This is a genomic window from Acidovorax sp. GW460-11-11-14-LB4, from assembly GCF_059423685.1.
Genome location: NZ_JBWKYJ010000065.1, coordinates 1 through 21223, shown reverse-complemented (window position 1 = coordinate 21223; position 21223 = coordinate 1). Strand labels below are relative to the sequence as shown.

General features: G+C 67.2%; 19 protein-coding genes. 9 read left to right on the top strand and 10 right to left on the bottom strand.

Annotated features, from left to right (window positions below; translation table 11 throughout):
- Window positions 1-67: 67 nt before the first annotated feature.
- The 3 genes from mreC (at window position 68) to mrdA (ending at window position 3675) form a co-directional block, all read left to right on the top strand.
- Window positions 68-991, top strand: a complete 924-nt coding sequence (gene mreC, locus AC07X4_RS19100; RefSeq protein WP_056742141.1) for a rod shape-determining protein MreC — start codon at window positions 68-70, stop codon at window positions 989-991.
- 43 nt (window positions 992-1034) lie between these two features.
- Window positions 1035-1553, top strand: a complete 519-nt coding sequence (gene mreD / locus AC07X4_RS19095) for a rod shape-determining protein MreD (RefSeq protein WP_056057460.1) — start codon at window positions 1035-1037, stop codon at window positions 1551-1553.
- A gap of 181 nt (window positions 1554-1734) precedes the next feature.
- Complete coding sequence (mrdA, locus tag AC07X4_RS19090; RefSeq protein WP_494740983.1) at window positions 1735-3675, top strand: penicillin-binding protein 2; 1941 nt, start codon at window positions 1735-1737, stop codon at window positions 3673-3675.
- Between the two features lie 84 nt (window positions 3676-3759).
- Here mrdA and AC07X4_RS19085 read toward each other — a convergent pair whose 3' ends face one another.
- The 5 genes from AC07X4_RS19085 to AC07X4_RS19065 form a co-directional block, all read right to left on the bottom strand.
- Window positions 3760-4647 carry a DMT family transporter gene (locus tag AC07X4_RS19085; protein WP_494740982.1) on the bottom strand — a complete coding sequence of 296 codons (888 nt, stop codon included), beginning with the start codon at window positions 4645-4647 and terminating at the stop codon, window positions 3760-3762.
- Window positions 4648-4726: 79 nt separating this feature from the next.
- Window positions 4727-5479: an amino acid ABC transporter ATP-binding protein gene (locus tag AC07X4_RS19080; RefSeq protein WP_494740981.1), complete on the bottom strand. Its 753-nt coding sequence runs from the start codon at window positions 5477-5479 to the stop codon at window positions 4727-4729.
- A complete protein-coding gene (locus AC07X4_RS19075) occupies window positions 5476-6258 on the bottom strand; it encodes an amino acid ABC transporter permease (protein ID WP_494740980.1) in 783 nt (260 codons plus the stop codon). Before AC07X4_RS19075 ends, AC07X4_RS19080 begins: the two co-directional genes overlap by 4 nt.
- Before the next feature lie 130 nt (window positions 6259-6388).
- Window positions 6389-7153: an ABC transporter substrate-binding protein gene (locus tag AC07X4_RS19070; protein WP_494740979.1), complete on the bottom strand. Its 765-nt coding sequence runs from the start codon at window positions 7151-7153 to the stop codon at window positions 6389-6391.
- Between the two features lie 261 nt (window positions 7154-7414).
- Window positions 7415-8173, bottom strand: coding sequence for a sulfite exporter TauE/SafE family protein (locus tag AC07X4_RS19065; protein WP_056057479.1), 759 nt, complete (start codon window positions 8171-8173; stop codon window positions 7415-7417).
- Window positions 8174-8525: 352 nt separating this feature from the next.
- Between AC07X4_RS19065 and AC07X4_RS19060 the strand changes: the two genes are divergently transcribed.
- Both AC07X4_RS19060 and AC07X4_RS19055 read left to right on the top strand, forming a co-directional pair.
- Window positions 8526-9878, top strand: a complete 1353-nt coding sequence (locus AC07X4_RS19060; RefSeq protein WP_099731499.1) for an ammonium transporter — start codon at window positions 8526-8528, stop codon at window positions 9876-9878.
- A 108-nt stretch (window positions 9879-9986) separates the two neighbouring features.
- Window positions 9987-10316 carry a hypothetical protein gene (locus AC07X4_RS19055; RefSeq protein WP_494740978.1) on the top strand — a complete coding sequence of 110 codons (330 nt, stop codon included), beginning with the start codon at window positions 9987-9989 and terminating at the stop codon, window positions 10314-10316.
- A 36-nt stretch (window positions 10317-10352) separates the two neighbouring features.
- Here the strand turns inward: AC07X4_RS19055 and AC07X4_RS19050 are convergent, their stop codons facing one another.
- Window positions 10353-10703, bottom strand: a complete 351-nt coding sequence (locus AC07X4_RS19050; protein WP_056057483.1) for an antibiotic biosynthesis monooxygenase family protein — start codon at window positions 10701-10703, stop codon at window positions 10353-10355.
- A gap of 14 nt (window positions 10704-10717) precedes the next feature.
- A complete protein-coding gene (locus tag AC07X4_RS19045) occupies window positions 10718-12409 on the bottom strand; it encodes a GMC family oxidoreductase (RefSeq protein WP_146870216.1) in 1692 nt (563 codons plus the stop codon).
- A gap of 286 nt (window positions 12410-12695) precedes the next feature.
- On the opposite strand from AC07X4_RS19045, the gene AC07X4_RS19040 reads away from it, so the two are divergent.
- From AC07X4_RS19040 to AC07X4_RS19025, 4 genes are read left to right on the top strand one after another with little or no spacing between them, the layout of a single operon-like run.
- The gene (locus tag AC07X4_RS19040; protein WP_494740977.1) at window positions 12696-13820 is read left to right on the top strand and encodes an MlaE family ABC transporter permease; all 1125 of its coding nucleotides are present in this window, start codon (window positions 12696-12698) and stop codon (window positions 13818-13820) included.
- Entirely contained in the window at window positions 13817-14692 is an 876-nt protein-coding gene (locus AC07X4_RS19035; RefSeq protein ID WP_492251441.1) for an ABC transporter ATP-binding protein, read from the top strand. The genes AC07X4_RS19040 and AC07X4_RS19035 overlap by 4 nt, the downstream gene beginning before the upstream one ends.
- Window positions 14692-15660: an MlaD family protein gene (locus AC07X4_RS19030; RefSeq protein WP_494740976.1), complete on the top strand. Its 969-nt coding sequence runs from the start codon at window positions 14692-14694 to the stop codon at window positions 15658-15660. Before AC07X4_RS19035 ends, AC07X4_RS19030 begins: the two co-directional genes overlap by 1 nt.
- 55 nt (window positions 15661-15715) lie before the next feature.
- Complete coding sequence (locus tag AC07X4_RS19025) at window positions 15716-16408, top strand: ABC-type transport auxiliary lipoprotein family protein (RefSeq protein ID WP_494740975.1); 693 nt, start codon at window positions 15716-15718, stop codon at window positions 16406-16408.
- A gap of 77 nt (window positions 16409-16485) precedes the next feature.
- Here AC07X4_RS19025 and AC07X4_RS19020 read toward each other — a convergent pair whose 3' ends face one another.
- The 3 genes from AC07X4_RS19020 to AC07X4_RS19010 form a co-directional block, all read right to left on the bottom strand.
- Window positions 16486-17862 (bottom strand): NAD(P)/FAD-dependent oxidoreductase, encoded by a 1377-nt coding sequence (locus tag AC07X4_RS19020; RefSeq protein WP_494740974.1) that lies wholly within the window; start codon window positions 17860-17862, stop codon window positions 16486-16488.
- 88 nt (window positions 17863-17950) lie between these two features.
- Window positions 17951-19405, bottom strand: coding sequence for a DUF1501 domain-containing protein (locus tag AC07X4_RS19015; protein WP_260665955.1), 1455 nt, complete (start codon window positions 19403-19405; stop codon window positions 17951-17953).
- An 8-nt stretch (window positions 19406-19413) separates the two neighbouring features.
- The coding region (locus tag AC07X4_RS19010) for a DUF1800 domain-containing protein (RefSeq protein ID WP_494740973.1) at window positions 19414-21223 on the bottom strand (1810 nt) is incomplete at its 5' end.

Sequence of the window (21223 nt, the reverse complement as noted above, 5' to 3'; positions counted from 1 at the left end):
AATGCTTGTTTCTGAGCACCCGCCCGTGGAGCCCGCTCCCCGCGGCAGATCCTGACCGCTGCGCACCATGCCCCTGGGTACTCTGGAGCGCAGCGCTCCCCCTTTCTTCAAACAGGGCCCTTCGGCCCTGTCGCGTTTGGCCGTGTTCAGTGCGCTGGCGCTGTTCCTCATGGTGGCCGACGCACGCTTTCAGATTACCGGCCCCTTCCGTCAGGCCGTGGCCACGGTGCTGTACCCGGTGCAGTGGCTCATGCTGCAGCCGGTGGAGTTCGCGAGTCACGGGCGCAGCTATTTCCAGTCGTTGCAAACCGCGCAAGAAGACCTGGATGCCGCCCGCAAGAAGATGACCGTGATGGGCCAGCGCGCCAACCAGGCCGACCAGCTGGCCATGGAAAACCAGCGGCTGCGCAAACTGCTGGAGCTGCGCGACCGGCTCCAGACCCCCGCACAGGCGGCCGAAGTCATCTACGACACCGCAGACCCCTACACGCGCCGTGTGGTGCTGGACCGGGGGCAGCTGGGCGGCGTGGAGCTGGGCGCTCCGGTGATGGACGAGGCCGGTGTGCTGGGCCAGGTCACCCGCGTGTTTCCGCTGGTCAGCGAAGTCACGCTGCTGGTGGACCGTGACCAGGCGATTCCGGTGCTGAACATCCGCACCGGCGTGCGTGGCGTGGCCTATGGCGACCCGGTGGCGGGCCATGGTGGTGGCATGGAGCTGCGCTTCATGCCCGCCAACGCGGACATCCGCGAAGACGACCTGCTGACCACCAGCGGCGTGGACGGCCTGTATGCGCCGGGCCTGCCCGTGGCGCGCGTGGTGAAGGTGGAGCGTCGTGCCGACTCCGCGTTTGCGCGCATCTACTGCGTGCCTTTGGCGCAGGTGCAGGGTGCGCGCCATGTGGTGGTGCTCAAGCCCCTGGCCGACAACGAATTGCCCCGCCCGGATGCGGCCCCCGCCGCGCCCGCGAACAAACGCGGGGGCCGCAAATGAGCCGCCGCCTTGCCCCGATGACCCCGACACAAGGAGGCCCGCGATGATCATGCCGCGGGGTGAGCCCCTGCTGATGCCGGTGAACCCGGTGTTCATCTGGGCCAGTCTGGCTGCGGGTCTGGCCATCAACATGCTGCCGCTGGGCCGCGTGGTGTGGATGCCTGATCTGCTGATGGTGTTGCTGGTGTTCTGGGGCGTGCACCAGCCGCTGCGCATTGGCATGGGGGCGGCCTTCGTGCTGGGCCTGTGCATGGACGTGAGCCAGTCTGCGCTGCTGGGCCAGCATGCGCTGTCCTACACCGTGCTGTCGTTCGGAGCTATCGCCATCCACCGCCGTTTGCTGTGGTTCAGTGTGCCGTCGCAAGCGCTGCAGGTGTTTCCGCTGTTTGCCGTTGCCCATGCCATCGAGCTGCTGCTGCGCATGGCGGCGGGCGGAATTTTCCCGGGGTTCTGGAGCTTTCTGGCCCCGTTCCTGGAGGCGCTGCTGTGGCCCCTGGCCAGCTGGGTGCTGCTGGCGCCCCAGCGCCGCCCGCCCGACAAAGACCAGAACCGGCCGTTGTGAACATGAGGCAACAACCCCCTGAGCGGCAGCGCTGCCTCACCCCTCTCTCGCAGCGCTGCGCACTGCGGGAAGGGCTGCGGCGCGCTCGCGGCGGGGCGACCCTTGCTAGGCGTCCCCTGGCCTGGGCCGCGCCAGTCACACAGGCAGCCAGCTTCTGGGCCGTGTTTTCAGGGGTGAGGCCATGACCGAGGTGCGCAGCAGCGAAGCCGACGCCTCGCGGTTCCGGGTGCGCGCCTTGGTGGTGGGCCTGGTGGTGATGGCGGCGTTCTGCCTGGTCGCGGCGCGCCTGGTGTACCTGCAGGTGGTGCGCCATGAGGACCTGGCAGCCCAGGCGGAGAGCAACCGCACGGCCGTGGTGCCCATCGTGCCCAACCGGGGGCTCATCCTGGACCGCAACGGCGTGGTGCTGGCCACCAACTATTCGGCCTACACGCTGGAGATCACGCCCTCGCGTGCCGGCGTGCTGGACGAGACCATCGATGCCTTGTCCAAGGTGGTGGACATCCAGGCGCGTGACCGCCGCCGCTTCAAGCGGCTCATGGAAGAGTCGCGCAACTTCGAATCCCTGCCCATCCGCACCCGCCTGACGGATCAGGAGGTGGCGCGTTTCACCGCCCAGCGCTACCGCTTTCCGGGTGTGGACATCAAGGCGCGGCTGTTTCGCAACTACCCGCTGGGCGACGTGGCCAGCCATGCGATTGGCTACATCGGGCGCATCAACCAGACCGAGAAGGCCCGCATCCAGGACTCGGAGGACGAGGCCAACTACCGGGGCACGGAGTACATCGGCAAGCTCGGCATCGAGCACAGTTTCGAGTCGGCCCTGCATGGCGCGACCGGTGTGGAGCAGATGGAAACCTCGGCGGGTGGCCGTGCCGTGCGCAAGCTCTCCAGCCACGCCGCCACCCCCGGCGACAGCGTGATGCTGTCCATCGACATCAAGCTGCAAAAACTCATCGAAGAGCTGTATGGCAGCCGCCGCGGAGCGCTGGTGGCGATCGACCCGCGCAATGGCGAGATCCTGGCGCTGGTGAGCAAGCCCACCTTCGACCCCAATCTGTTTGTCGAAGGCATTGACGCCGAAAACTGGGCCGCGCTCAATGAGTCCATCGACAAGCCGCTGCTCAACCGGGCCCTGCGCGGCACCTACCCGCCCGGCTCCACCTACAAGCCCTTCATGGCGTTGGCGGCGTTGCAGCTGAACAAGCGCTCGCCCAGCCTGGTGGTGAACGACCCCGGCTTCTACACCTTCGGCGGCCACACCTTCCGCAGCCACGAGGGCGGGCTGGGGGGCGTGGACATGCACCGCGCCATCCAGTTCTCCAGCAACACCTACTTTTATTCGCTGGCCGTGGACATGGGTGTGGATGCCATCCACGACTTCATGAAGCCGCTGGGTTTCGGCCAGTCCACGGGCATCGACCTCAACGGCGAAGTGCGGGGCACGCTGCCTAGCACCGAGTGGAAGCGCAACACCTACAAACGCGCCGACATGAAACGCTGGTTCCCGGGCGAAACGGTGTCGCTGGGCATTGGGCAGGGCTACAACAACTTCACGATGCTGCAGCTGGCACTGGCCGAGGCCACGCTGGCCAATGGGGGCATCCGCTATCGCCCCCACATGGCCAAGGCGGTGAAGAATGCGGTCACTGGCGCCATCACCGAGATCGTGCAGCCTCCTGGCATCAACCTGGGTTACCAGGCCAAAAACGTGGAGCTGGTGCGCAATGCCCTGGTGGCGGTGAACAAGGGCGGCACGGGCACGCGGGTGTTCATGGGCGCGCCCTACACCTCGGCGGGCAAGACGGGCACCGCCCAGGCCGTGAGCCTGGGCCAGAACGTGAAGTACAACGCCAAGGCGCTGGAAGAGCACCAGCGCGACCACTCGCTGTTCGCCGCGTTCGCACCGGCCGAAAACCCCACCATCGCCCTGGCGGCCATTGTGGAGAACGCCGGCTTTGGCGCCGCCCATGCGGCCCCGATTGCGCGGCGCGTGTTTGACTACTGGCTGATGGGCGAATACCCCAGCGAAGAAGACATTGCCGCCGTACAAAAGGGCCAGGCCAGTGCGCCCATCGGCAAGCCCCGCAAGGCCAGCGAGGTGCCGCTGGTGGCGCCATGATCAGACGCTAGATTGCTCTCAAAATAATAGCTGCTAGCGTAATATCGACTAGCGCTACCGGCTGTTTTTGCTTGCAGAGGGGCCCTAGGCGCTGACAGTGCGCGGTGACGGCTGAAGTTGGCTGAACACCAGGGCCGCCACAATCAGCGCCGCCCCGCTCAGGCCGGCCCAGCCCAGCTGCTCGCCCAGCAACACCCACGCCGTGAGCGCGGCAAACACCGGCTCCAGCCCGAACACGATGGCGCTGCGCATGGCGTCCACACGCTGCTGGCCCCAGGCCTGCAGCGTCACCACCACCACGCTGGCCAGCAGGCCCAGGTACAGCAAGGCCAGCAGGGCGTCCACTGGCAGGTGGGCCGCAGCGCGCAGCCAGTCCATGTTGCCGCTTTGCACCAGCAGCAGCGCGGTGGAGGCCAGGGCCATCACCGTGGCTTGGGCGGCGGCCATGCGGGTGGCGCGCAGGGGCTGTGCGGCCGTGCGGCGCGCGCATTCCTCCAGCGCCAGGATGTACAGCGCATAGAACACGGTGCTGGCCAGCGTCAGCGTATCGCCCAGGTTCCAGGGCTCGTTCTCGTGGAACATCAGCGCCATGCCTGCCAGCGCCATCCCACAGGCGGCCCACAGGCGCCAGCCATAGCGACGCCCCAGCGCTGCCATGGCAATCAGCGGCACCACCAGCACGTTCAGGCCGGTCACAAACGCGTTGCGGTTGCTACTGGTGCGCGCGAGACCCTCGATCTGCAGCCAGAACGCCAGGAACAGCAGCAGGCCCAAAGCGCAGCCCCAGCGCCGCTCGTGGCGCAGCATGCCGCGCCACAGGGGCGCCAGCACCAGCAGTGCAATCACAAAGCGCAGCCAGATGATCTGCAGCGCGTCCAGGTGCGCCGAGAGCAGTTTCATCGCAGGGAAGGTGGTGCCCCACACCACGGTCACGGCCAGCAGGGCCATCAGGCCCCAGCGTTCAGTACGCATCGACAAATTCCTTAATACCCAAAAGAAAAAAGGGCCGCCGGTTGCCCGGGCGGCCTTTGCAGTGCGGCGCGGATTCTGATCAGTGGCTGACCTGGCCCAGGAACGCGCGGATGCGGTCGTTGGCCGGGTTGCTGAAGAACTCCTGCGGCGGCGCGTCGTGGGCGATGCGGCCCTGGTCGAAGAACATCACCCGGTCGGCCACCTCGCGCGCAAAGCCCATTTCGTGGGTGACCACGATCATGGTCATGCCGCCACGGGCCAGGCCGCGCATCACGTCCAGCACCTCCTTGACCATCTCGGGGTCCAGCGCCGAGGTGGGCTCGTCAAACAGCATCACCTTGGGTTGCATGGCCAGTGCGCGGGCGATGGCCACCCGTTGCTGCTGCCCGCCCGACAGTTGCCAGGGGTACTTGTGCGCGTGGTCCTGCATGCCCACACGGCGCAGCAGCTGCATGGCTTCGTCGTTGGCCTGCGGGCGTGGTGTTTTGCGAATGCGGCGGGGCGCCAGCGTCACGTTGTCCAGCACGCTCATGTGGCCGAACAGGTTGAACTGCTGGAACACCATGCCCACCTCGCAGCGCTGGCGCTGCAGGGTGGCGTGGTCGTCGCTCACCTCCACGCCGTCAATGGTGATGCGCCCGCTGTCGTGGGGCTCCAGGCGGTTGATGGCGCGCAGCAGCGTGCTCTTGCCCGAGCCCGAGGCACCGATGATCACCGTGACCTCGCCGGTGTGGAACACGGTGGACACGTCCTTGAGCACCTGGTGCGCGCCAAACGACTTGCACACCCGCTCGGCCACGATGTAGGGCTTGGGTCGAACGTTGGAGTTCATTGGTTGCGGCCCTCCACGTCAAAGCGGTACTCGACGGCGTTGGAGATCTGCGTGACCAGCGTGGTCAGCAGCAGATAGGTGATGGCCACCGTGGTCAGCGTGGCGATGGGCTGGAAGGTGGCCGACTGAATGCGGTTGCCCACGTTGGTCAGCTCCACCACACCAATGGCATAGGCCAGCGACGAGTCCTTGAGCAGCGCCACAAAGTTGCTCACCAGCGGCGGCAGCGAAATCTTGAACGCCTGCGGGAACACCACATCCATGAACACATGCATGCGGCCCAGGCCCAGCGCCCGGGCGGCCTCGGTCTGGCCGCGTGGCACGGCCAGCAGGCCCGCGCGCAGTGCCTCGGCGTTGTACGCGCCCACGTTCAGCCCCAAGGCCACGACGGCGGCGGCAAAGTCTGGCAGGTTCAACCCGGGCACCAGCACCGGCAGCGCAAAGTACACAAACAGGATCTGCACCAAGAGCGGGGTGCCGCGAATGGCCCAGATGTACACGCCAGACACCCAGCGCACGGGCGTCCAGCGGGCCGTGCGGGCCAGCGCCGCGGCCGTGCCCAGCACCAGGCCTACGGCACCGCTGACCAGCGTGAGCCACAGCGTGGTGCGCGCACCTTCAGAAAACGCCTGGGCGTTGGGGCCGATGGGGTCGGGAAAGAACGACAGCAATTGGCCCAGCAGCGAGAGGGCCAGCACCATCACGACCAGTGCAGCGACCAGCGTGGCATTGCTGCGCTGCTGTCGGGACCAGCCTTGTGGCCAAAGAGCGAGAAGCATGGATCAGACGACCATACGGTCTTGGTTGGAAATCGGACTGGGGCGGGGCGATCATGCACCCGCCACCAGAAACGGCAAAGGGTGCGCAGCAGGCCTGGGCCCTCTGCGCACCCCGTGACGCGTTTTTACATCAGTTGCAGCGCACGTCTTCGTTGAAGTACTTCTTGGAGACGGCGGCGTAGCTGCCATCGGCCAGCACTTCGGTGAACGCCTTGTTCCAGGCATCGGCCAGGCCGGTGTTGCCCTTGGCCATGGCGGGGGCGATGCGCTCGATGAACAGCATGTCGCCCAGCTTGAAGCCGGCCTTGGCGTTTTTGGCAGCGGCTTCCTTGGCCACGAACTTGTCGCTGACCCAGGCGTCCACGCGCTTGGAGATCAGGGCGCGCTGAGCGTCGGTGTCTTGCGGGAAGTTCTTCACTTCCTTCACGCCGCTGACCTTCTTGACCTGCTCCAAGTAGCTGGTGCCGGTTTGCACGGCCACGACCTTGCCGGTCAGGTCCTTGGCGTTGCGGATCTTGTCGTCCATGGCCACGATGATGCCGCCCGAGCAGTAGTGGGGGTTGGCAAAGGTCACGGCCTTGGAGCGCTCGTCGGTCACGCCGTGCGAGGCGATCACGGCGTCCCAGCGGTTCTGGCCCAGGCCGGTCAGCAGCGCGTCAAAGCCCAGGGTCTTCCATTCGAGCTTGAGGCCCATCTTCTTGACCACCAGCTCCGCCACTTCCACTTCAAAACCTGTGAGCTTGGTGCCTTCAAAGTAGTTGAAGGGGGCGAACTGGCCCTCGGTGGCCACGATGATCTTGCCGTCCTTCTTGATTTCGTCCAGCGTGCGGGCCTGGACGGTGAGGGCAGCGCACAGCGCCACGGCGGTGACAACGGCAGACTTGAAAAATTGCATGACAGGTTCCTGTGGGGGTGGTTCAGGTACAAAAAATCCGGCCTGCGGGTAGGCAGGCCGGAGCGGGTGGATGCGGACATCGCCATTGGCGATGGGCCTCGTCATCAAACGGAAACGTGCGGAAATTATAGGACGCGCGTTCACATTCGGGCCATGCAGGGCAACCCCGATGACCTCGGGGCGCCCTGGTGGTAGGCCGTGCAGCACGTTGCAAGTTGGGTGCCACCCTGGCAAGCGACACCTGGTGCGTGAAGAGCCGGCCTACCGCAGGAAAGCGTCGTACCCCGTCTTCAGGATCAGCGTGCTCACCACCACGATGAAGATGCCCCGCACAAAGCCGGTGCCATGCTTGAGCGCCATGTGGGTGCCGAGCAGGCTGCCCAGCACGTTGGCCACGGCCAGCGTCACCGCAAAGTGCCACCACACATGGCCCTTGGCGGCAAACAACGCAATGGCGGCGATGTTGGTGGCGCAGTTGAGCAGCTTGGCCGACGCCGATGCATTCAGAAAGTCATAGCCCAGCAGTCGCACGAACAAAAAGACGAAGAAGCTGCCGGTGCCCGGGCCAAAGAACCCGTCGTAAAAGCCGATGAGCACACCAATCAGGCAGGCGGCGATCACCTCGGCCCGGCCGGCAAACCGGGGGGTGTGGTGCCGCCCCAACTCCTTCTTGGCCAGGGTGTAGAGCAACACGCCCAGCAGCACCAGGGGCAGCAGCTTGCGCAGGAATTCGGCCGACACCACGGTGACGGCCCAGGCGCCCACGAACGAGCCGGCAAAACCGGCGGCTGCGGCCGGCAGCATGGCCGACCAGCGGATCTGCACCTTGCGGCTGTACTGCCAGGTGGCCATGGCGGTGCCCCAGACCGAGGCCGCCTTGTTGGTGCCCAGCAGCGTGGCCGGGGGCGCCCCCGGAAAAGCTGCAAATAGCGCGGGCACCATCACCAGTCCACCGCCCCCCACGATCGCATCCACAAAGCCCGCGAGCAGCGAGGCCAGGGTCATCAAAATCCATTCCATCGCAGGATTGTCGCACCGGGCCTGCTATCGATTCAGGACCGCTCAGGATCGAGCGGGCAAGAAAAAGGCGCTGGGATCGCCAGCGCCTGAAAGGGTTCACACCTCGTTGGGTGTTTTGAATGTGGTTCTTGATAGAAAGGTTGTCTCCTCGGGCCCCTCGCTTGGCACACCGAAGCGCGCTTTCGAGTGCCGTGACTGTAACGGCTGCACCCTGCTGGTGCATTGGGGGTTTCCCGCCCCCCGTTGTTGGGCGCCGGACAGCTTGCGGGGGCGCTCTGTGCCCCGATTCGGGGGCATCTGGCTGGCATGGCTCGTGCAATGCGCTTGTAACAAATTGCGAAAGGGAGCGTGCATGCGTGCAGTCAACCACCGGGTGTTTGCGGTCGTGTCGTTGTGTCTGGGGCTGTGCACCTGCGCGCTGGCCCAGGGCGTGCCAGAGGCTCCTGCAGTCGCGGCGCCCCTCACGCGCCCCGCCCTGGTGGCCCAGGACACGGTGAATGCGGCCCATACCGGCTGGATGATGACCTCCACCGCCCTGGTGCTGCTGATGACGCTGCCAGGCATTGCGCTGTTTTACGCAGGCATGGTGCGCAGGAAGAACGTGCTCAACACCATGGCCAGCGTGGTGGCCATTGCAGCGCTGGTCAGCCTGCTGTGGTTTGCGGCGGGGTATTCACTAGCCTTCACACCGGGCAGCGCCTGGCTTGGCGGCTGGGACCGTGCTGGCTTTGCCGGGCTCGACTTTCAACTGGAGGCGGGCAAGCTGGCGGTGAGCCACATTGCGCCGCTGATCCCGGAGTCGGTGTACGCGATGTTCCAGCTCACCTTTGCCATCATCACGGCCGCGCTGCTGGTGGGCGCGTTTGTGGAACGCATGCGGTTTTCGGCCATGCTCGTCTTCATCAGCCTGTGGACACTGGTGGTCTATGCGCCAGTGGCGCACTGGGTGTGGGAGCCGGGTGGCTGGCTGGCGCAGATGGGCGCGCTGGATTTTGCGGGCGGCTCGGTGGTGCACGTGAATGCGGGCGTCGCGGGGCTGGTGTGCGCCTGGTTTCTGGGCCGCCGCGCGGGGTATGGGCGTGAGCCGTTTGAACCCTACAACCTGGGGCTCACCATGGCGGGCGCGGGCATGCTGTGGGTGGGCTGGTTTGGCTTCAACGCAGGCTCTGCGGTCGCGGCCGATGGGCGCGCCGGGCTGGCCATGGCAGTGACGCACCTGGCCGCTGCGGCCGGTGCGCTGTCGTGGATGCTGGGTGAGTGGGTGGTGCGCGGGCGCCCGTCGCTGCTGGGGCTGTGCTCTGGCCTGGTGGCGGGGTTGGTGGCCATCACACCTGCCGCCGGTTTTGTCACGCTGCGCTCGGCCGTGGTGATTGGGCTGGTGGCCGGGCTGGCCTGCTACTGGGGCGCGACGGGGCTCAAGCGGCTGCTGCGGGTGGATGACTCGCTCGACGTATTTGGCGTGCATGGCGTTGGCGGCATCGTGGGGTCACTGCTCACCGGTGTGCTGGCCAGCAAGACCGTGGGCGGGGTGGCGGGCAGCCTGCTGACCCAGGCCATCGGCGTGGGCGCCGTGGCGGCCTACAGCCTGGTGGTGACGGCCGCGCTGCTGTGGGTCATCAACTTTGCGATGGGCCTGCGGGTGGACGAACAGAGCGAACAGACGGGGCTGGACATTGCCCAGCACCGCGAGCGCCTGGGCGGCTGAATGAGCCCCCGAGAGACCCGGCAGGCCTTCCCCGCTCCCGCATCGTTGCGCAACGCGGGCAAGCAGGTGCAGTCCGATGGATGACCCCAATGCATTAAGGAGCCGACCATGTCCGATTCCGACAAGCTGGCAATTGCCGCCCACCTGCATGTGCTGTTGCGGCGCAAAACGGGTCGCGTGACCGATACCGAATGGATGGCGGTCAACGCCGACTATGCGCAGGAGATCGTGCGGTTCGCGCGCCAGCGCGCTGTGGACGACAACGCGCCCGATCTGGCCGAGTGGGCCGACCGCCTGGAGCACGCCCTGCACGCCGCTCCCCTTGCAGCGCCGCGCCGTCCGCTGCTGGATGTGGCGGCGCAGGCTGTGCGCTCGCGCCCTGCACCGCCCCCCGAGCCCGCCCCCGAGGTGCCGCGCTATGTGGGCGGCATCCGCTGAACGCTGCAGCGACCTGGGCGCCGGGGCTTGAAATGATCAGTGGGGCGCAGTGCCTTGCGTGAACAGCCCGGCCGTGGGCAGCAGCCCGGTCAGCTGGTTGTCGCCGTAGGTGCGCAGCACCTGCGCAATCACCACCTGGTAGCCATTGAGCCACTGCGCCTGCGCGGCCTTGGCCTTCAGGTGCGCGGGGTGTTGCATCAGCGTTTGCAGCGCTTCCAGCGACTGCCAGTAGTACACGTTGGACACCAGGCCGTTGCCCGTGTCCGTCCAGGACTCCTCGCCCAGGTAGCCGTCGATGGAACGGGCGGCGGTGGCAATCGCCTCGTCCAGGCGGTGAAAGGCGTCGTCGAACTGTTTGGTCGCAAAGATGAAAGTGGAGGAGTACATCGGCGCGATGGTACTCACGCCGCCCGCCTTGCCTGGATGATCCACTCCGCCGCCTTCTCCGCCATCATCAGCGTGGGCGAGTTGGTGTTGCCGCTGGTGATGGTGGGCATGGCGCCCGCATCCACCACGCGCAGGCCGGCCACCACGCCGCCGCGCCCATTGCGCACGCGCAGTTGAGCATCCAGCACGGCCATCGGGTCGCCGTCGCGGCCCATCTTGGTGGTGCCCACGGGGTGGAAGATGGTGGTGGCAATGTCACCCGCCAGGCGCGCCAGGTCTTCGTCGCTTTCAAACTGCACGCCGGGCTTCCACTCCTGCGGCTGGTACTTGGCCAGCGCGGGCTGGGCCACGATGCGGCGCGTGACGCGCAGGCTGTCGGCGGCCACCTGGCGGTCTTCGGGCGTGCTGAGGTAGTTGGGCGCGATGGCGGGCGCGGCCTTGAAGTCGGCGCTCTTGATGTTCACCGTGCCCCGGCTGGTGGGGTTGAGGTTGCACACGCTGGCGGTGAAGGCCGGAAAGCTGTGCAGCGGCTCGCCAAACGCATCGAGCGACAGGGGCTGCACGTGGTACTCGATGTTGGGATAGGGCTGGTCGGGGCTGCTGCGGGTGAACGCACCGAGCTGCGAAGGCGCCATGCTCATGGGCCCGCTGCGCTTGAGCGCATATTCGAGCCCGATCTTGGCCTTGCCGACCAGCGAGTTGGCCATGGTGTTGAGCGTCTGCACCCCTTGCACCTTGAACACCGCGCGGATCTGCAGATGGTCCTGCAGGTTGGCGCCCACGCCGGGCAGGTCCACCGCCACATCGATGCCATGCTGGCGCAGCAGTGCGGCGGGGCCGATGCCCGACAGCTGCAGCAGCTGGGGCGAGTTGACGGCGCCTGCGCTCAGGATCACCTCGCCCGCCGCGCGGGCCGTGACCATCTCGTGGCCGTCCCACACCAGCACGCCGGTGCAGCGCTGGCTGCCATCGGGCTGGGTCTCGATGAGGAGCTTGGACGCCTGCGCGCTGGTCCACATCTCGAAGTTGGGCCGGCCATAGCAGGTGGGACGCAAAAAGGCCTTGGCGGTGTTCCAGCGCCAGCCGCTTTTCTGGTTGACCTCGAAATAGCCCACGCCTTCGTTGCTGCCGCTGTTGAAGTCATCGGTGGCGGGGATGCCGGCCTGCTGCGCGGCGTGGGCAAAGGCGTCGAGCACGTCCCAGCGCAGGCGTTGCTTCTCCACCCGCCACTCGCCGGTACTGCCGGTGGCCTTGTTGCCGTGCAGGCGTTTGAAATTTTCGTTCACGCCTCCGGGCTGGTCCAGGCGCCAGTGGTCTTCGTGGCGGCGGAAGTAGGGCAGGGCGTTGTCCCAGCGCCAGCTGGCGTCGCCCGTCAGCTCGGCCCACTGGTCATAGTCGCGCGCCTGGCCGCGCATGTAGATCATGCCGTTGATGCTGCTGCAGCCGCCCAGCGTCTTGCCGCGTGGGTAGCGCAGGGTGCGGCCGTTCAGGCCCGCGTCGGGCTCGGTGTTGTAGAGCCAGTCGGTGCGCGGGTTGCCGATGCAGTACAGGTAGCCCACGGGGATGTGGATCCAGTGGTAGTCGTCCTTGCGGCCGGCCTCGATCAGCAGCACGCGGTGGCGGCCGTCGGCGCTCAGGCGGTTGGCGAGCAAGGCACCGGCTGTGCCTCCGCCGATGATGATGGTGTCAAACGTGGTGTCGCTCATGGAGGAGGGGCGGTGCCGATCAAAGGTGGTAACGGTGGGCCATTGTGCGGATGGGGCAGGCCCTGTCGATAGGGTGTGTGCCTATTGCTACACTTTTGGTAGCTGCTGGTGCTTGAATTGATTGCGCTTGGCGCTGATTTGATAATAATTACACGCTTCGCCGCCTGTCTGTGCTTGACAGGCTCGTGTCCGACAGCGCGTGCAGGATTCGCTCCGCTACCATGCACGCTCTTCCTTGCTGCTTCTTGACGACCCCACCCCTGCGGCTGCCCTGGCGGCCAGACCCATGACCGACCACGCTCCCCACATCGTTCGCGCCGATACGCCCCAAGGGCAGTGTGCGCAGCTGCGTGGGCGCTGGGGTGCGGCCGAGCTGGGCAACGCAGCGCAATGGGAGGCCGTGTCGGACCAACTGCGCGGCGCACCCCCCGCACCCGCGCTGGGCTGGGACCTGCGGGAGCTGCAGTGGCTGGACCATGTGGGCGCGCAGCTGCTGTGGAACCACTGGCAGCACGCCTGGCCCGCACAGCTGACCTGCACCGACAGCCAGCGCACCATGCTGGCACGGGTGGCGCAGTTCACCTGTGTTGCACCGCCGCCTGAGCCTTGGCGCCTGGGCGAACAGGTCGATCACCTGGGCGTGCTGGTGCTGCACGGTGTGGACCATGCCCGCCACCTGCTGGAGATGGTGGGCCAGCTGGTGCTGGACCTGGGGCGCCTGGCACGCGCACCGCGCAAAGGGCCGTGGCGTGATGTGTCCGGCCATCTGTACCGCATGGGCGCCACGGCGCTGCCCATCACGGCGCTGGTGGGGTTCCTCATCGGTGTGGTGCTGGCCTACCTGATGAGCCTGCAGCTGCGGCAGTTTGGTGCCGAGTCATTCATCGTCAACATCCTGGGCATCTCGCTGATCCGCGAGCTGGGGCCCATGCTGGCGGCCATCCTGGTGGCGGGCCGCTCCGGCTCGTCCATCACCGCACAGATCGGTGTGATGCGGGTGACCGAGGAGCTGGACGCCATGCGCGTGATGGGCATCCCGCACGGGTTCCGGCTGGTGATGCCGCGCACCTTGGCGCTGGCGCTGGCGATGCCGCTCATCAGCGTGTGGACCACGCTGGCGGCGTTGGCGGGCGGCATGCTGGCGGCCGACATCTCCATGGACATCTCGCCGTCGTACTTTGTGCAGGCACTGCCCGCAGCGGTAAAGATCGGCAACCTGGGCCTGGCCATGGCCAAGTCGGTGGTGTTTGGTGCGTTCATTGCGCTGATCGGCTGCCACTGGGGCCTGCGCGTCAAGCCCAACACCCAGAGCCTTGGCGAAGGCACGACGGCGTCGGTGGTGTCGTCCATCACCATGGTGATCATCGTGGACGCGCTGTTTGCCATAGCGTTCAAGAACATCGGCATATGACTGAGCGCATCGCCAAGCCCGAACACATCGCCGTCGCACCCGGCGAGCCGCCCATCGTGGATGTGCAAGGCCTCTGGACGCAGTTCGGCAAGGGCGACGAAACCTTCACCGTGCACCAGGACCTGAACTTCACCGTGCAGCGCGGCGAGATGCTGTCGCTGGTGGGCGGGTCGGGCACGGGCAAGACGGTGTTGCTGCGCCAGATCCTGGGCCTGGCCCGGCCCACGCGCGGGCAGGTCACCGTGCTGGGGCGGCCCGCGTCCGAGATGGGGCGCGAGGGGGCAGCCAGCCGGGTGGGCATGCTGTTCCAGCACGGTGCGCTGTTCTCGGCCTTCAACGTGCTCGACAACGTGGCCTTTGCGCTGCGCGAGCAGGGTACCTTGCCCGACGACCTAGTGCGCGATGCCGCGCTGGTCAAGCTGCAGATGGTGGGCCTGCAGCCCGAACACGCCACGCGCATGCCGGCCGACCTGTCGGGGGGCATGGTCAAGCGCGTGGCGCTGGCCCGCGCGCTCATCATGGACCCACCGCTGCTGCTGCTGGACGAGCCCACGGCGGGCCTGGACCCGAGCAGCTCTGACGACTTCTGCGCGCTGCTGCGAGAGCTGCGCGCGGCGCTGGGGCTCACGGTCATCATGGTCACGCATGATCTGGATACGCTGTTCGCGCTCAGCACCCGCGTGGCGGTGCTGGCGGACAAGAAGGTCATCGTCACTGGTCCGCCGCACGAGGTGGCGCACTTTTCGCATCCGTTCATCGAGCACTTCTTCATGGGCGAACGTGGCCAACGCGCCATGGCCCCCGTGCCCCCTGTGCAGCAGGCCCCGGTGCAGACCGCCGCCGTGCCTGCGCCCGACAAGGAACATCCCTGATGGAAAACAAATCCCACGCCCTCGCCGCAGGCATCTTTGTGCTGGTGGTGGCCGCCATGCTGGCAGGCCTGGCCATCTGGCTCACGCGCGACAACGCCAACTACGAGCAGTACGAACTCTCCACCCGCGACGGCGTGAGTGGCCTGCAGCCCCAGGCCACCGTGCGCTACAAGGGCGTGGCCGTGGGCAAGGTCACGCGCATCGGGTTCGACCCCCAGGTGAGCGGCAACGTGCTGATCCGTATTGCGGTCAACGAACAGGCGCCCATCAGCCCCACCACCTTTGCGGTGCTGGGCTACCAGGGCGTCACCGGCCTGGCACACGTGCAACTGGACGATGCCGAGAAGCCCTACCCCGAGCTGCCCCCCGGCCCCAGCGGCCTGCCGCGCCTGCCGCTCAAGCCCTCGCCCTTTGGCAAGCTGGCCGAGCAGGCGCCCGCCATCCTCGGCCAGGTCGAAGAGGCCACGCGCCGCATCAACCAGCTGCTGGGCGACAGCAACCAGCAAAAGCTCACCGAGGCGCTGTCCAGCATCGGCCAGGCCGCCGGCAGCGTCAACACCCTGACCCAGCGGCTTGATGCCACCGTGGCCCAGCGCCTGGACCCGGCCCTGGCCGCGCTGCCGCCCCTGGCCAGCGATGCGCGCCAGACCCTGCAGTCATTGCAGCAGGCGGGCGCCAGTGTCTCGACCCTGGCGGTGGACTTGGGCAAGACCAACCAGCGGCTCAACGCCGACGGTGGCCCCATCGACCAGATCACCGCTGGCACCCAGTCGCTGGCGCGCGCAGCGGACCAGTTCAGCACCGCGACCCTGCCCCGAGTGAACCGCGCCGCCGACGACACGGCCCGCGCCGCCCGCCAGATGGGCCGCGCGGCGGGGGGCATCAGCGACAACCCGCAACTGTTCATCTATGGCTCGGGGCGCATCCCGCCCGGGCCGGGTGAGCCAGGGTTTGGCAGCGCCCCGTGAGCTGGACCCCCTCCCGCGCTGCATTGGTGGCGCAGGCCCTCTGTGAGGAGTGAACATGAATACTATTAAAAATATAGCAACCAAGGCATATTCATCCAGCGCTACTGCGCTGTGGGGCTGTGGTTTGGCGGCGGTGCTGCTGCTCACGGGCTGCTCGGCCCTGCCAGCGCCTCCGGCCCGCCCCGTGCTGTATGACTTTGGTCCCGGCCCGCTGGCCACCGTGCCCACCGACCGCCGTGCGCCCCTGCCTCCGCTGGCGATGGCCGACATGGACGCCCCCGGCCTGCCCGAGGGGGGGAACGCCGTGCTGTACCGCCTGGCCTATGCCGACGCCCAGCAGCTGCGTCCCTACAGCCAGGCCCGCTGGAGCCAGCCGCCTGCACAGCTGCTGCAGCAGCGCCTGCGCGAGCAACTGGGCCAGCGCCGCGCCGTGCTCAAGGCCGACGACGGCGCCGCCCAGGCCCGCGAGCCCGCCCAGGGCAACAAGTTGCCCCTGGTGCTGCGCACCGAGCTGGAGGAGTTCAGCCACCTGTTCACCAGTCCCAGCGACAGCGCCGGGGTGGTGCGCCTGCGCGCCACGGTGGTCGAGCTGACCCCGGCGGGCGAATCGCTGCGCGGCCAGCGCGTGTTCATCGTGCAGCAGCCCGCCAAGTCGGCCGACTCGGCGGGCGGCGTGGCCGCGTTGGCGGCGGCGTCGGGCCAGCTGGCCAGTGAGCTGGCAGCGTGGGTGGAGCAGGTGGGGCCGTAACGCAACAGATATTTGTGGCGAGAGCCTGCAGGCAAGGCGCTGGCTTTGGCCGCTGCGCCACGCAGCGCGCGTGGCCGTCAGGTGCCCGGCGGTGTCGGGGACGGGGGCGCGGTCTCATGGCGTTCAATGCCCGTCACCACCCGCGCATAGCGTGCAAAGCTCCAGTACGCCCAGGCCCAGTCCAGCAGCACCACCAGCCGGTTGCGAAAGCCGATCAGGAAGTACACGTGCGCAAACAGCCAGAACAGCCACGCAAAGTAGCCTGAGAACCGCACTGGCCCGGCGGGCGAGGTGAGGTCCACCACGGCGGAGTTGCGGCCGATGGTGGCCAGGTTGCCGTAGTCGCGGTAGCGAAACGGCTGGGTGGGCTGGCCCGCCAGGCGGCGCAGGACGTTGGCCGCCGTGGCGCGGCCCATCTGCTTGGCGCCAGGCGACACGCCGGGCACGGGCGTGGGCTCATGGCCTGCCACGTGGCTCTTGGCGGCCGCCAGGTCGCCGATCACGCTGATCTCGGGGTGGCCGGACAACGTCAGGTCTGGCTCCACCACCACGCGGCCCGCGCGGTCGGTGCTGGCACCGGTGGCATCCGCCAGGTGGCGGCCCAGGGGTGACGCAGCCACACCCGCTGCCCATACAATGCATTTGCTATTTATTTGATAGCTGTTTGCGCTTGATGTACTAGCGCTTGCAGGTGATTCGACCTTCAAGCCATCGCTGTCGATGGCGGTGACGCGGGCGCCCAGGCGAACGTCCACGCCCAGCTTTTCCAGTTGTTCCTTGGCGCGCTGGCTCAGGGCCTCGGGCATGGCCTGCAGCACGCGTGCACCGCCTTCGAGCAGGATGATCTTCGCGCTCGCGGGGTCGATGTGGCGGAACTCGCCAGGCAGCGTGTGGCGCGCAATCTCTGCCAGCGTGCCGGCCATTTCCACGCCCGTGGGGCCCGCGCCCACGACCACAAAGTTGAGCCAGTCCGCGCTGCGTGCGGGGTCGGGTTCCTTCTCGGCCGCCTCGAACGCCAGCAGCACGCGGCGGCGGATCTCGAACGCGTCGTCCAGCGTCTTGAGCCCGGGCGCATAGGCCGCCCAGTCGTCGCGGCCAAAGTAGCTGTGCGTGGCGCCGGCGGCCACGATGAGGTGGTCATACGGCAGCGCGGCGCCGTCTGCCAGGTGCACGGTGCGCTGGCCCACGTCGATGCGGGTGACCTCGCCCAGCAATGTGGTCACGTTGCGCTGCTGCCGGAACAGATGCCGGATGGGCGCCGCAATGGCCGGGGCTGACAGCCCGGCCGTGGCCACCTGGTAGAGCAGGGGCTGGAAGAGGTGGTGGTTGGTCTTGTCCACCAGGGTCACATCCACTGCCGCGCCTTGGAGGGCCCGGGCGGCTTCAAGGCCGCCGAATCCGCAACCGATGATGACCACGCGGGGGCGAAGCGGTGAAGCAGAGGGAGTCGTCATGCTGCCATTATTGGGGAGCCGGGTGGTGGCCCAGGCCCTTGCCGTGGTCGCGACCTGCAGGCCCCCGGGTCACGGGGGCTCCATCGAGTTACAGGAACCCCAGGTCCACCGGGTAGTCCGGCCGCCCCGCCGCTGCGCCAAAGTGCGTGATGTTGGGCAGCACTCCCGCCATTTCGTTGTCGGCCACGCCAAACCACTTGGCCAGGGTGGCGGCGTACTGGTCCACCGAGGTGGACGGCAGCAGGCGGCCCTGGCCCACGTGCCACTGGTCTTCGGGGGCGGCCGTGTTGGTGATGCTGACCGGCGGCGCGCTGCCATAGAAGGCCTTGCCTTTGACGGCGCCGCCGACCACCAAGTGGTGGCTGCCCCAGCCGTGGTCCGAGCCATCGCCGTTGGAGCTGAGCGTGCGGCCAAAGTCGGAGGCGGTGAACGCCGTGACCTTGTCGGCCACTCCCAACTCCACCGTGGCGTTGTAGAACGCGGTCATGGCCTCGCTCACGCGCTGCATCAGCACCGGCTGTTGCGCGATCAGGTTGTCGTGCAGGTCAAACCCCCCCAGCGACACCAGGAACACCTGGCGTTTGCTGCCCAGGCTGGTGCGTGCGCCAATGAGGCGCGCCACCATCTTGAGCTGGTTGGCCAGGGAGTTGTTGTTGGGGAAGGTGGTAGCCAGCGTCACACCCGCGATCCCGTTGGTGATCTGGCTTTCGGCTGTCACGGCGCGGGTGGTCACGCGGTTGTATTCGTTCTCCAGCGTTTGCGTGCGTGGCTGCTGGATGAGCGATGCGAGCGCACTCTGCACCGCTGAAGAACCGTACACCCGGTTCTTCACACCGTTAATGGCCACGGCCCCGTTGGTGCTGACCTGGTACTGCAGCGCCGAGTCGCCCGACAGGAACACCGCATTGCCCGTGACCGAGATACAGGTGAACAGCGAATTGCCGTTGGAGGACAGCGCCAGGTCGCCGATGTTGCCACCCCAGCCCACGGTGGAGCCCTCGGGCGAGGATGACTGCCACACCGACTGCTGGTCGTTGTGCGAGAACAGCTTGGGCGGCACGGGGTAGGTGGCGCGGTCGGCACTGTTGTACTGCGCGCGCGTCAGCGGAACCACCAGCGGGCCCACGTTGAGCTGCACGGCCGCCTTGCCGTTGTTGAACAGGCCAGCCAGCCCCGTCATGGCCGGGTGCAGCGCGTACTGGCGGCCGCCGGGCAGCGGCGTGGTGGGTGTCAGCAGCGTGGGGGCGAGGGCTGCCTTGGCCAACGCAATGCCACCCGCCGTCTGGCCTGAGCCACCGCCTCGGATGGTGTTGTAGCGGTTGTAGCTGTCGTCGTCGTAGGTGACCACGGTGTTGGCATAGTCGTTGCCGCCGTACAGAAACACGCAGACCAGCGCCTTGTAGTCGGTGGCGTTGAAGGCCGCCGCCTCGCCCATGGCAGCCAGGTTGAGCGCAAAGGGCAGGGCCGTGCCCGCAAGGCCCAGCTGGGTGGAGCGGCGCAGAAACGCGCGGCGGGTGTGGAGTTCGGGTTGAAGCAGGTGCATGGCAGGGCTTACTTTTGAACGAGGTATTCGGCCGAAGCCATGACCAGGAAGACGGCGGCCGCCACGCGGTCGAGCTTGACGGCGTCGGTGCTGGCGGCGGTGACGGGCGTTGCCTTCAGCGCGTCCGCAATGAGCTTGACGGTGGCTGCGGACAGCTGGCCTGCGCACATCAGCAGGTTGATGCGTGCGACCAGTGCGTCCGCATCCGCCACGATGGCCAGCTCGTTGGCGTAGCTGGCCTTGATGTCGTACCCGTTGTTGGAACTGCTGGCATTGTTGGGCAGCTCCGGGGCATTCACAAAGATGCCGTTGCGGATCACGCCCTGCATGTAGTTGAGGTAGCCCCCCACGCTGCTCTCGTTGACCAGCTGGAACTCGGGTGCCACGGCGCCCGCTGCCGCCAGGGCCGTGGATGGTGGAACGTAGCCTGGGCGGAAGAAGTTGAACACCGAGGGCGAACGCAGCGGGCTCTGGCCCAGGCGCGAGCCGGGGTCGCTCAGGTCGCCGATCTTCCAGCTGCCCTGCACCGAGTTGATGCCAAAGGTGCGGCCCCACTGCACAAAGCGCAGCATGGGCTCGCGCAGCTTGCCAAAGCCAGGCTGGGTCAGCCCGGTGGGCGAGCGTGCCTCGTCGTCCAGCAAGATGGCCTTGACCACTGCGCGCAGGTCACCCCGCACGCCGGCGCCGTTGTTGTTGAAGGCGGCTGCCACCCGGGCCACGTAGGCGGGTGACGGGTTGCTGGTGACCAGCCGCTGGATCAGCTGCTTGCCGATGAAGGGGCCCACGTTAGGGTGGTTGAACAAGGTGTCCAGCGCGGTCTTGAGTGCCGCGGCGCCGGGCGTGTTGGCGGGCACGGTGGTGCCCAGGAAGGTGGCGGCCAGCGTGGAGTGGCGCGATGCATTGAGCGCCATGGGCAGCCGCGCAAAGGTGGTGTTGGAGATCACCCGTGTGGTGCCTGGCACGGTGGTCGGCACGTTCTGCGTCTGGTCGTAGTCGTAGCCCGTGAACACGCGTGCCAGATTGGTCACGTCGTTCATGGTGTAGCTGTCAATGGGCTTGCCGGCGCCGTCTTTCTTGGGGGTTCCGTCCAGGTTCAGCTCGACCAGTCCGATGGACATGAGCTGCATGACCTCGCGGGCATAGTTTTCGTCGGGCTGGCGGCCCGTGGCGGCGTTTTCCTTCTGGTTGCCACGGGTGTTGAGGTAGTAGCCCATGGCCGCGTTCAGCGTCACGTTCTCCAGCACCGAGCGGTAGTTGCCAAACGCGTTGTTCACCAGCTGGTCCCAGTACCAGGCCATGGCATGGCAGCGCCAGGTGATGTCCACGCCGCTGAGCGAGACCACGCAGATTTCGGACAGTGCCAGCGCCACCCGCTTGCGCAGACCGTCCGGCGACTTCATGAGCTGGTACCAGATCATGTAATCGGCAGGGTAGGAGTTGTCGTAGTAGGCCGTGTCGTTGCTGATGTCTGCGTAGCCGCGCTGGTTCAGCCAGTCCCAGCCGCCCTGGCTGGGGCCCGCATTGAACTGGCTCTCCAGCCAGTCGGCGTAGGTGGTGGTGCGCAGCGCCGCGATTTCGGCAGTCGATGCCGAGAACTGGGCCTGCAGCAGAAAGCGGGCGGCCTCGTTGTCCGTGCCGGCGGAGGGATGGGCGTAGTTGCCCAGCGAGGGGGTGGATGGCGCAGGTGCACTGGGTGTCCCCGTGCCTGGCGCGCTGTCGCCACCGCCGCCTCCGCAGGCGGCCAGGGCGGTGGACGCAAACAGCGCGGTCAGCAAGGGCGCGTGGGCCCTGCTGGCGGTGGTGGGGTTTTCGGGGGCT

Excerpts from the sequence above, each read along its gene's own strand:
- mreC (WP_056742141.1), top strand. The coding sequence starts at position 68 with ATGCCCCTGGGTACTCTGGAGCGCAGCGCTCCCCCTTTCTTCAAACAG.
- mreD (WP_056057460.1), top strand. The coding sequence starts at position 1,035 with ATGATCATGCCGCGGGGTGAGCCCCTGCTGATGCCGGTGAACCCGGTG.
- mrdA (WP_494740983.1), top strand. The coding sequence starts at position 1,735 with ATGACCGAGGTGCGCAGCAGCGAAGCCGACGCCTCGCGGTTCCGGGTG.
- AC07X4_RS19085 (WP_494740982.1), bottom strand. The coding sequence starts at position 4,647 with ATGCGTACTGAACGCTGGGGCCTGATGGCCCTGCTGGCCGTGACCGTG.
- AC07X4_RS19080 (WP_494740981.1), bottom strand. The coding sequence starts at position 5,479 with ATGAACTCCAACGTTCGACCCAAGCCCTACATCGTGGCCGAGCGGGTG.
- AC07X4_RS19075 (WP_494740980.1), bottom strand. The coding sequence starts at position 6,258 with ATGCTTCTCGCTCTTTGGCCACAAGGCTGGTCCCGACAGCAGCGCAGC.
- AC07X4_RS19070 (WP_494740979.1), bottom strand. The coding sequence starts at position 7,153 with ATGCAATTTTTCAAGTCTGCCGTTGTCACCGCCGTGGCGCTGTGCGCT.
- AC07X4_RS19065 (WP_056057479.1), bottom strand. The coding sequence starts at position 8,173 with ATGGAATGGATTTTGATGACCCTGGCCTCGCTGCTCGCGGGCTTTGTG.
- AC07X4_RS19060 (WP_099731499.1), top strand. The coding sequence starts at position 8,526 with ATGCGTGCAGTCAACCACCGGGTGTTTGCGGTCGTGTCGTTGTGTCTG.
- AC07X4_RS19055 (WP_494740978.1), top strand. The coding sequence starts at position 9,987 with ATGTCCGATTCCGACAAGCTGGCAATTGCCGCCCACCTGCATGTGCTG.
- AC07X4_RS19050 (WP_056057483.1), bottom strand. The coding sequence starts at position 10,703 with ATGTACTCCTCCACTTTCATCTTTGCGACCAAACAGTTCGACGACGCC.
- AC07X4_RS19045 (WP_146870216.1), bottom strand. The coding sequence starts at position 12,409 with ATGAGCGACACCACGTTTGACACCATCATCATCGGCGGAGGCACAGCC.
- AC07X4_RS19040 (WP_494740977.1), top strand. The coding sequence starts at position 12,696 with ATGACCGACCACGCTCCCCACATCGTTCGCGCCGATACGCCCCAAGGG.
- AC07X4_RS19035 (WP_492251441.1), top strand. The coding sequence starts at position 13,817 with ATGACTGAGCGCATCGCCAAGCCCGAACACATCGCCGTCGCACCCGGC.
- AC07X4_RS19030 (WP_494740976.1), top strand. The coding sequence starts at position 14,692 with ATGGAAAACAAATCCCACGCCCTCGCCGCAGGCATCTTTGTGCTGGTG.
- AC07X4_RS19025 (WP_494740975.1), top strand. The coding sequence starts at position 15,716 with ATGAATACTATTAAAAATATAGCAACCAAGGCATATTCATCCAGCGCT.
- AC07X4_RS19020 (WP_494740974.1), bottom strand. The coding sequence starts at position 17,862 with ATGACGACTCCCTCTGCTTCACCGCTTCGCCCCCGCGTGGTCATCATC.
- AC07X4_RS19015 (WP_260665955.1), bottom strand. The coding sequence starts at position 19,405 with ATGCACCTGCTTCAACCCGAACTCCACACCCGCCGCGCGTTTCTGCGC.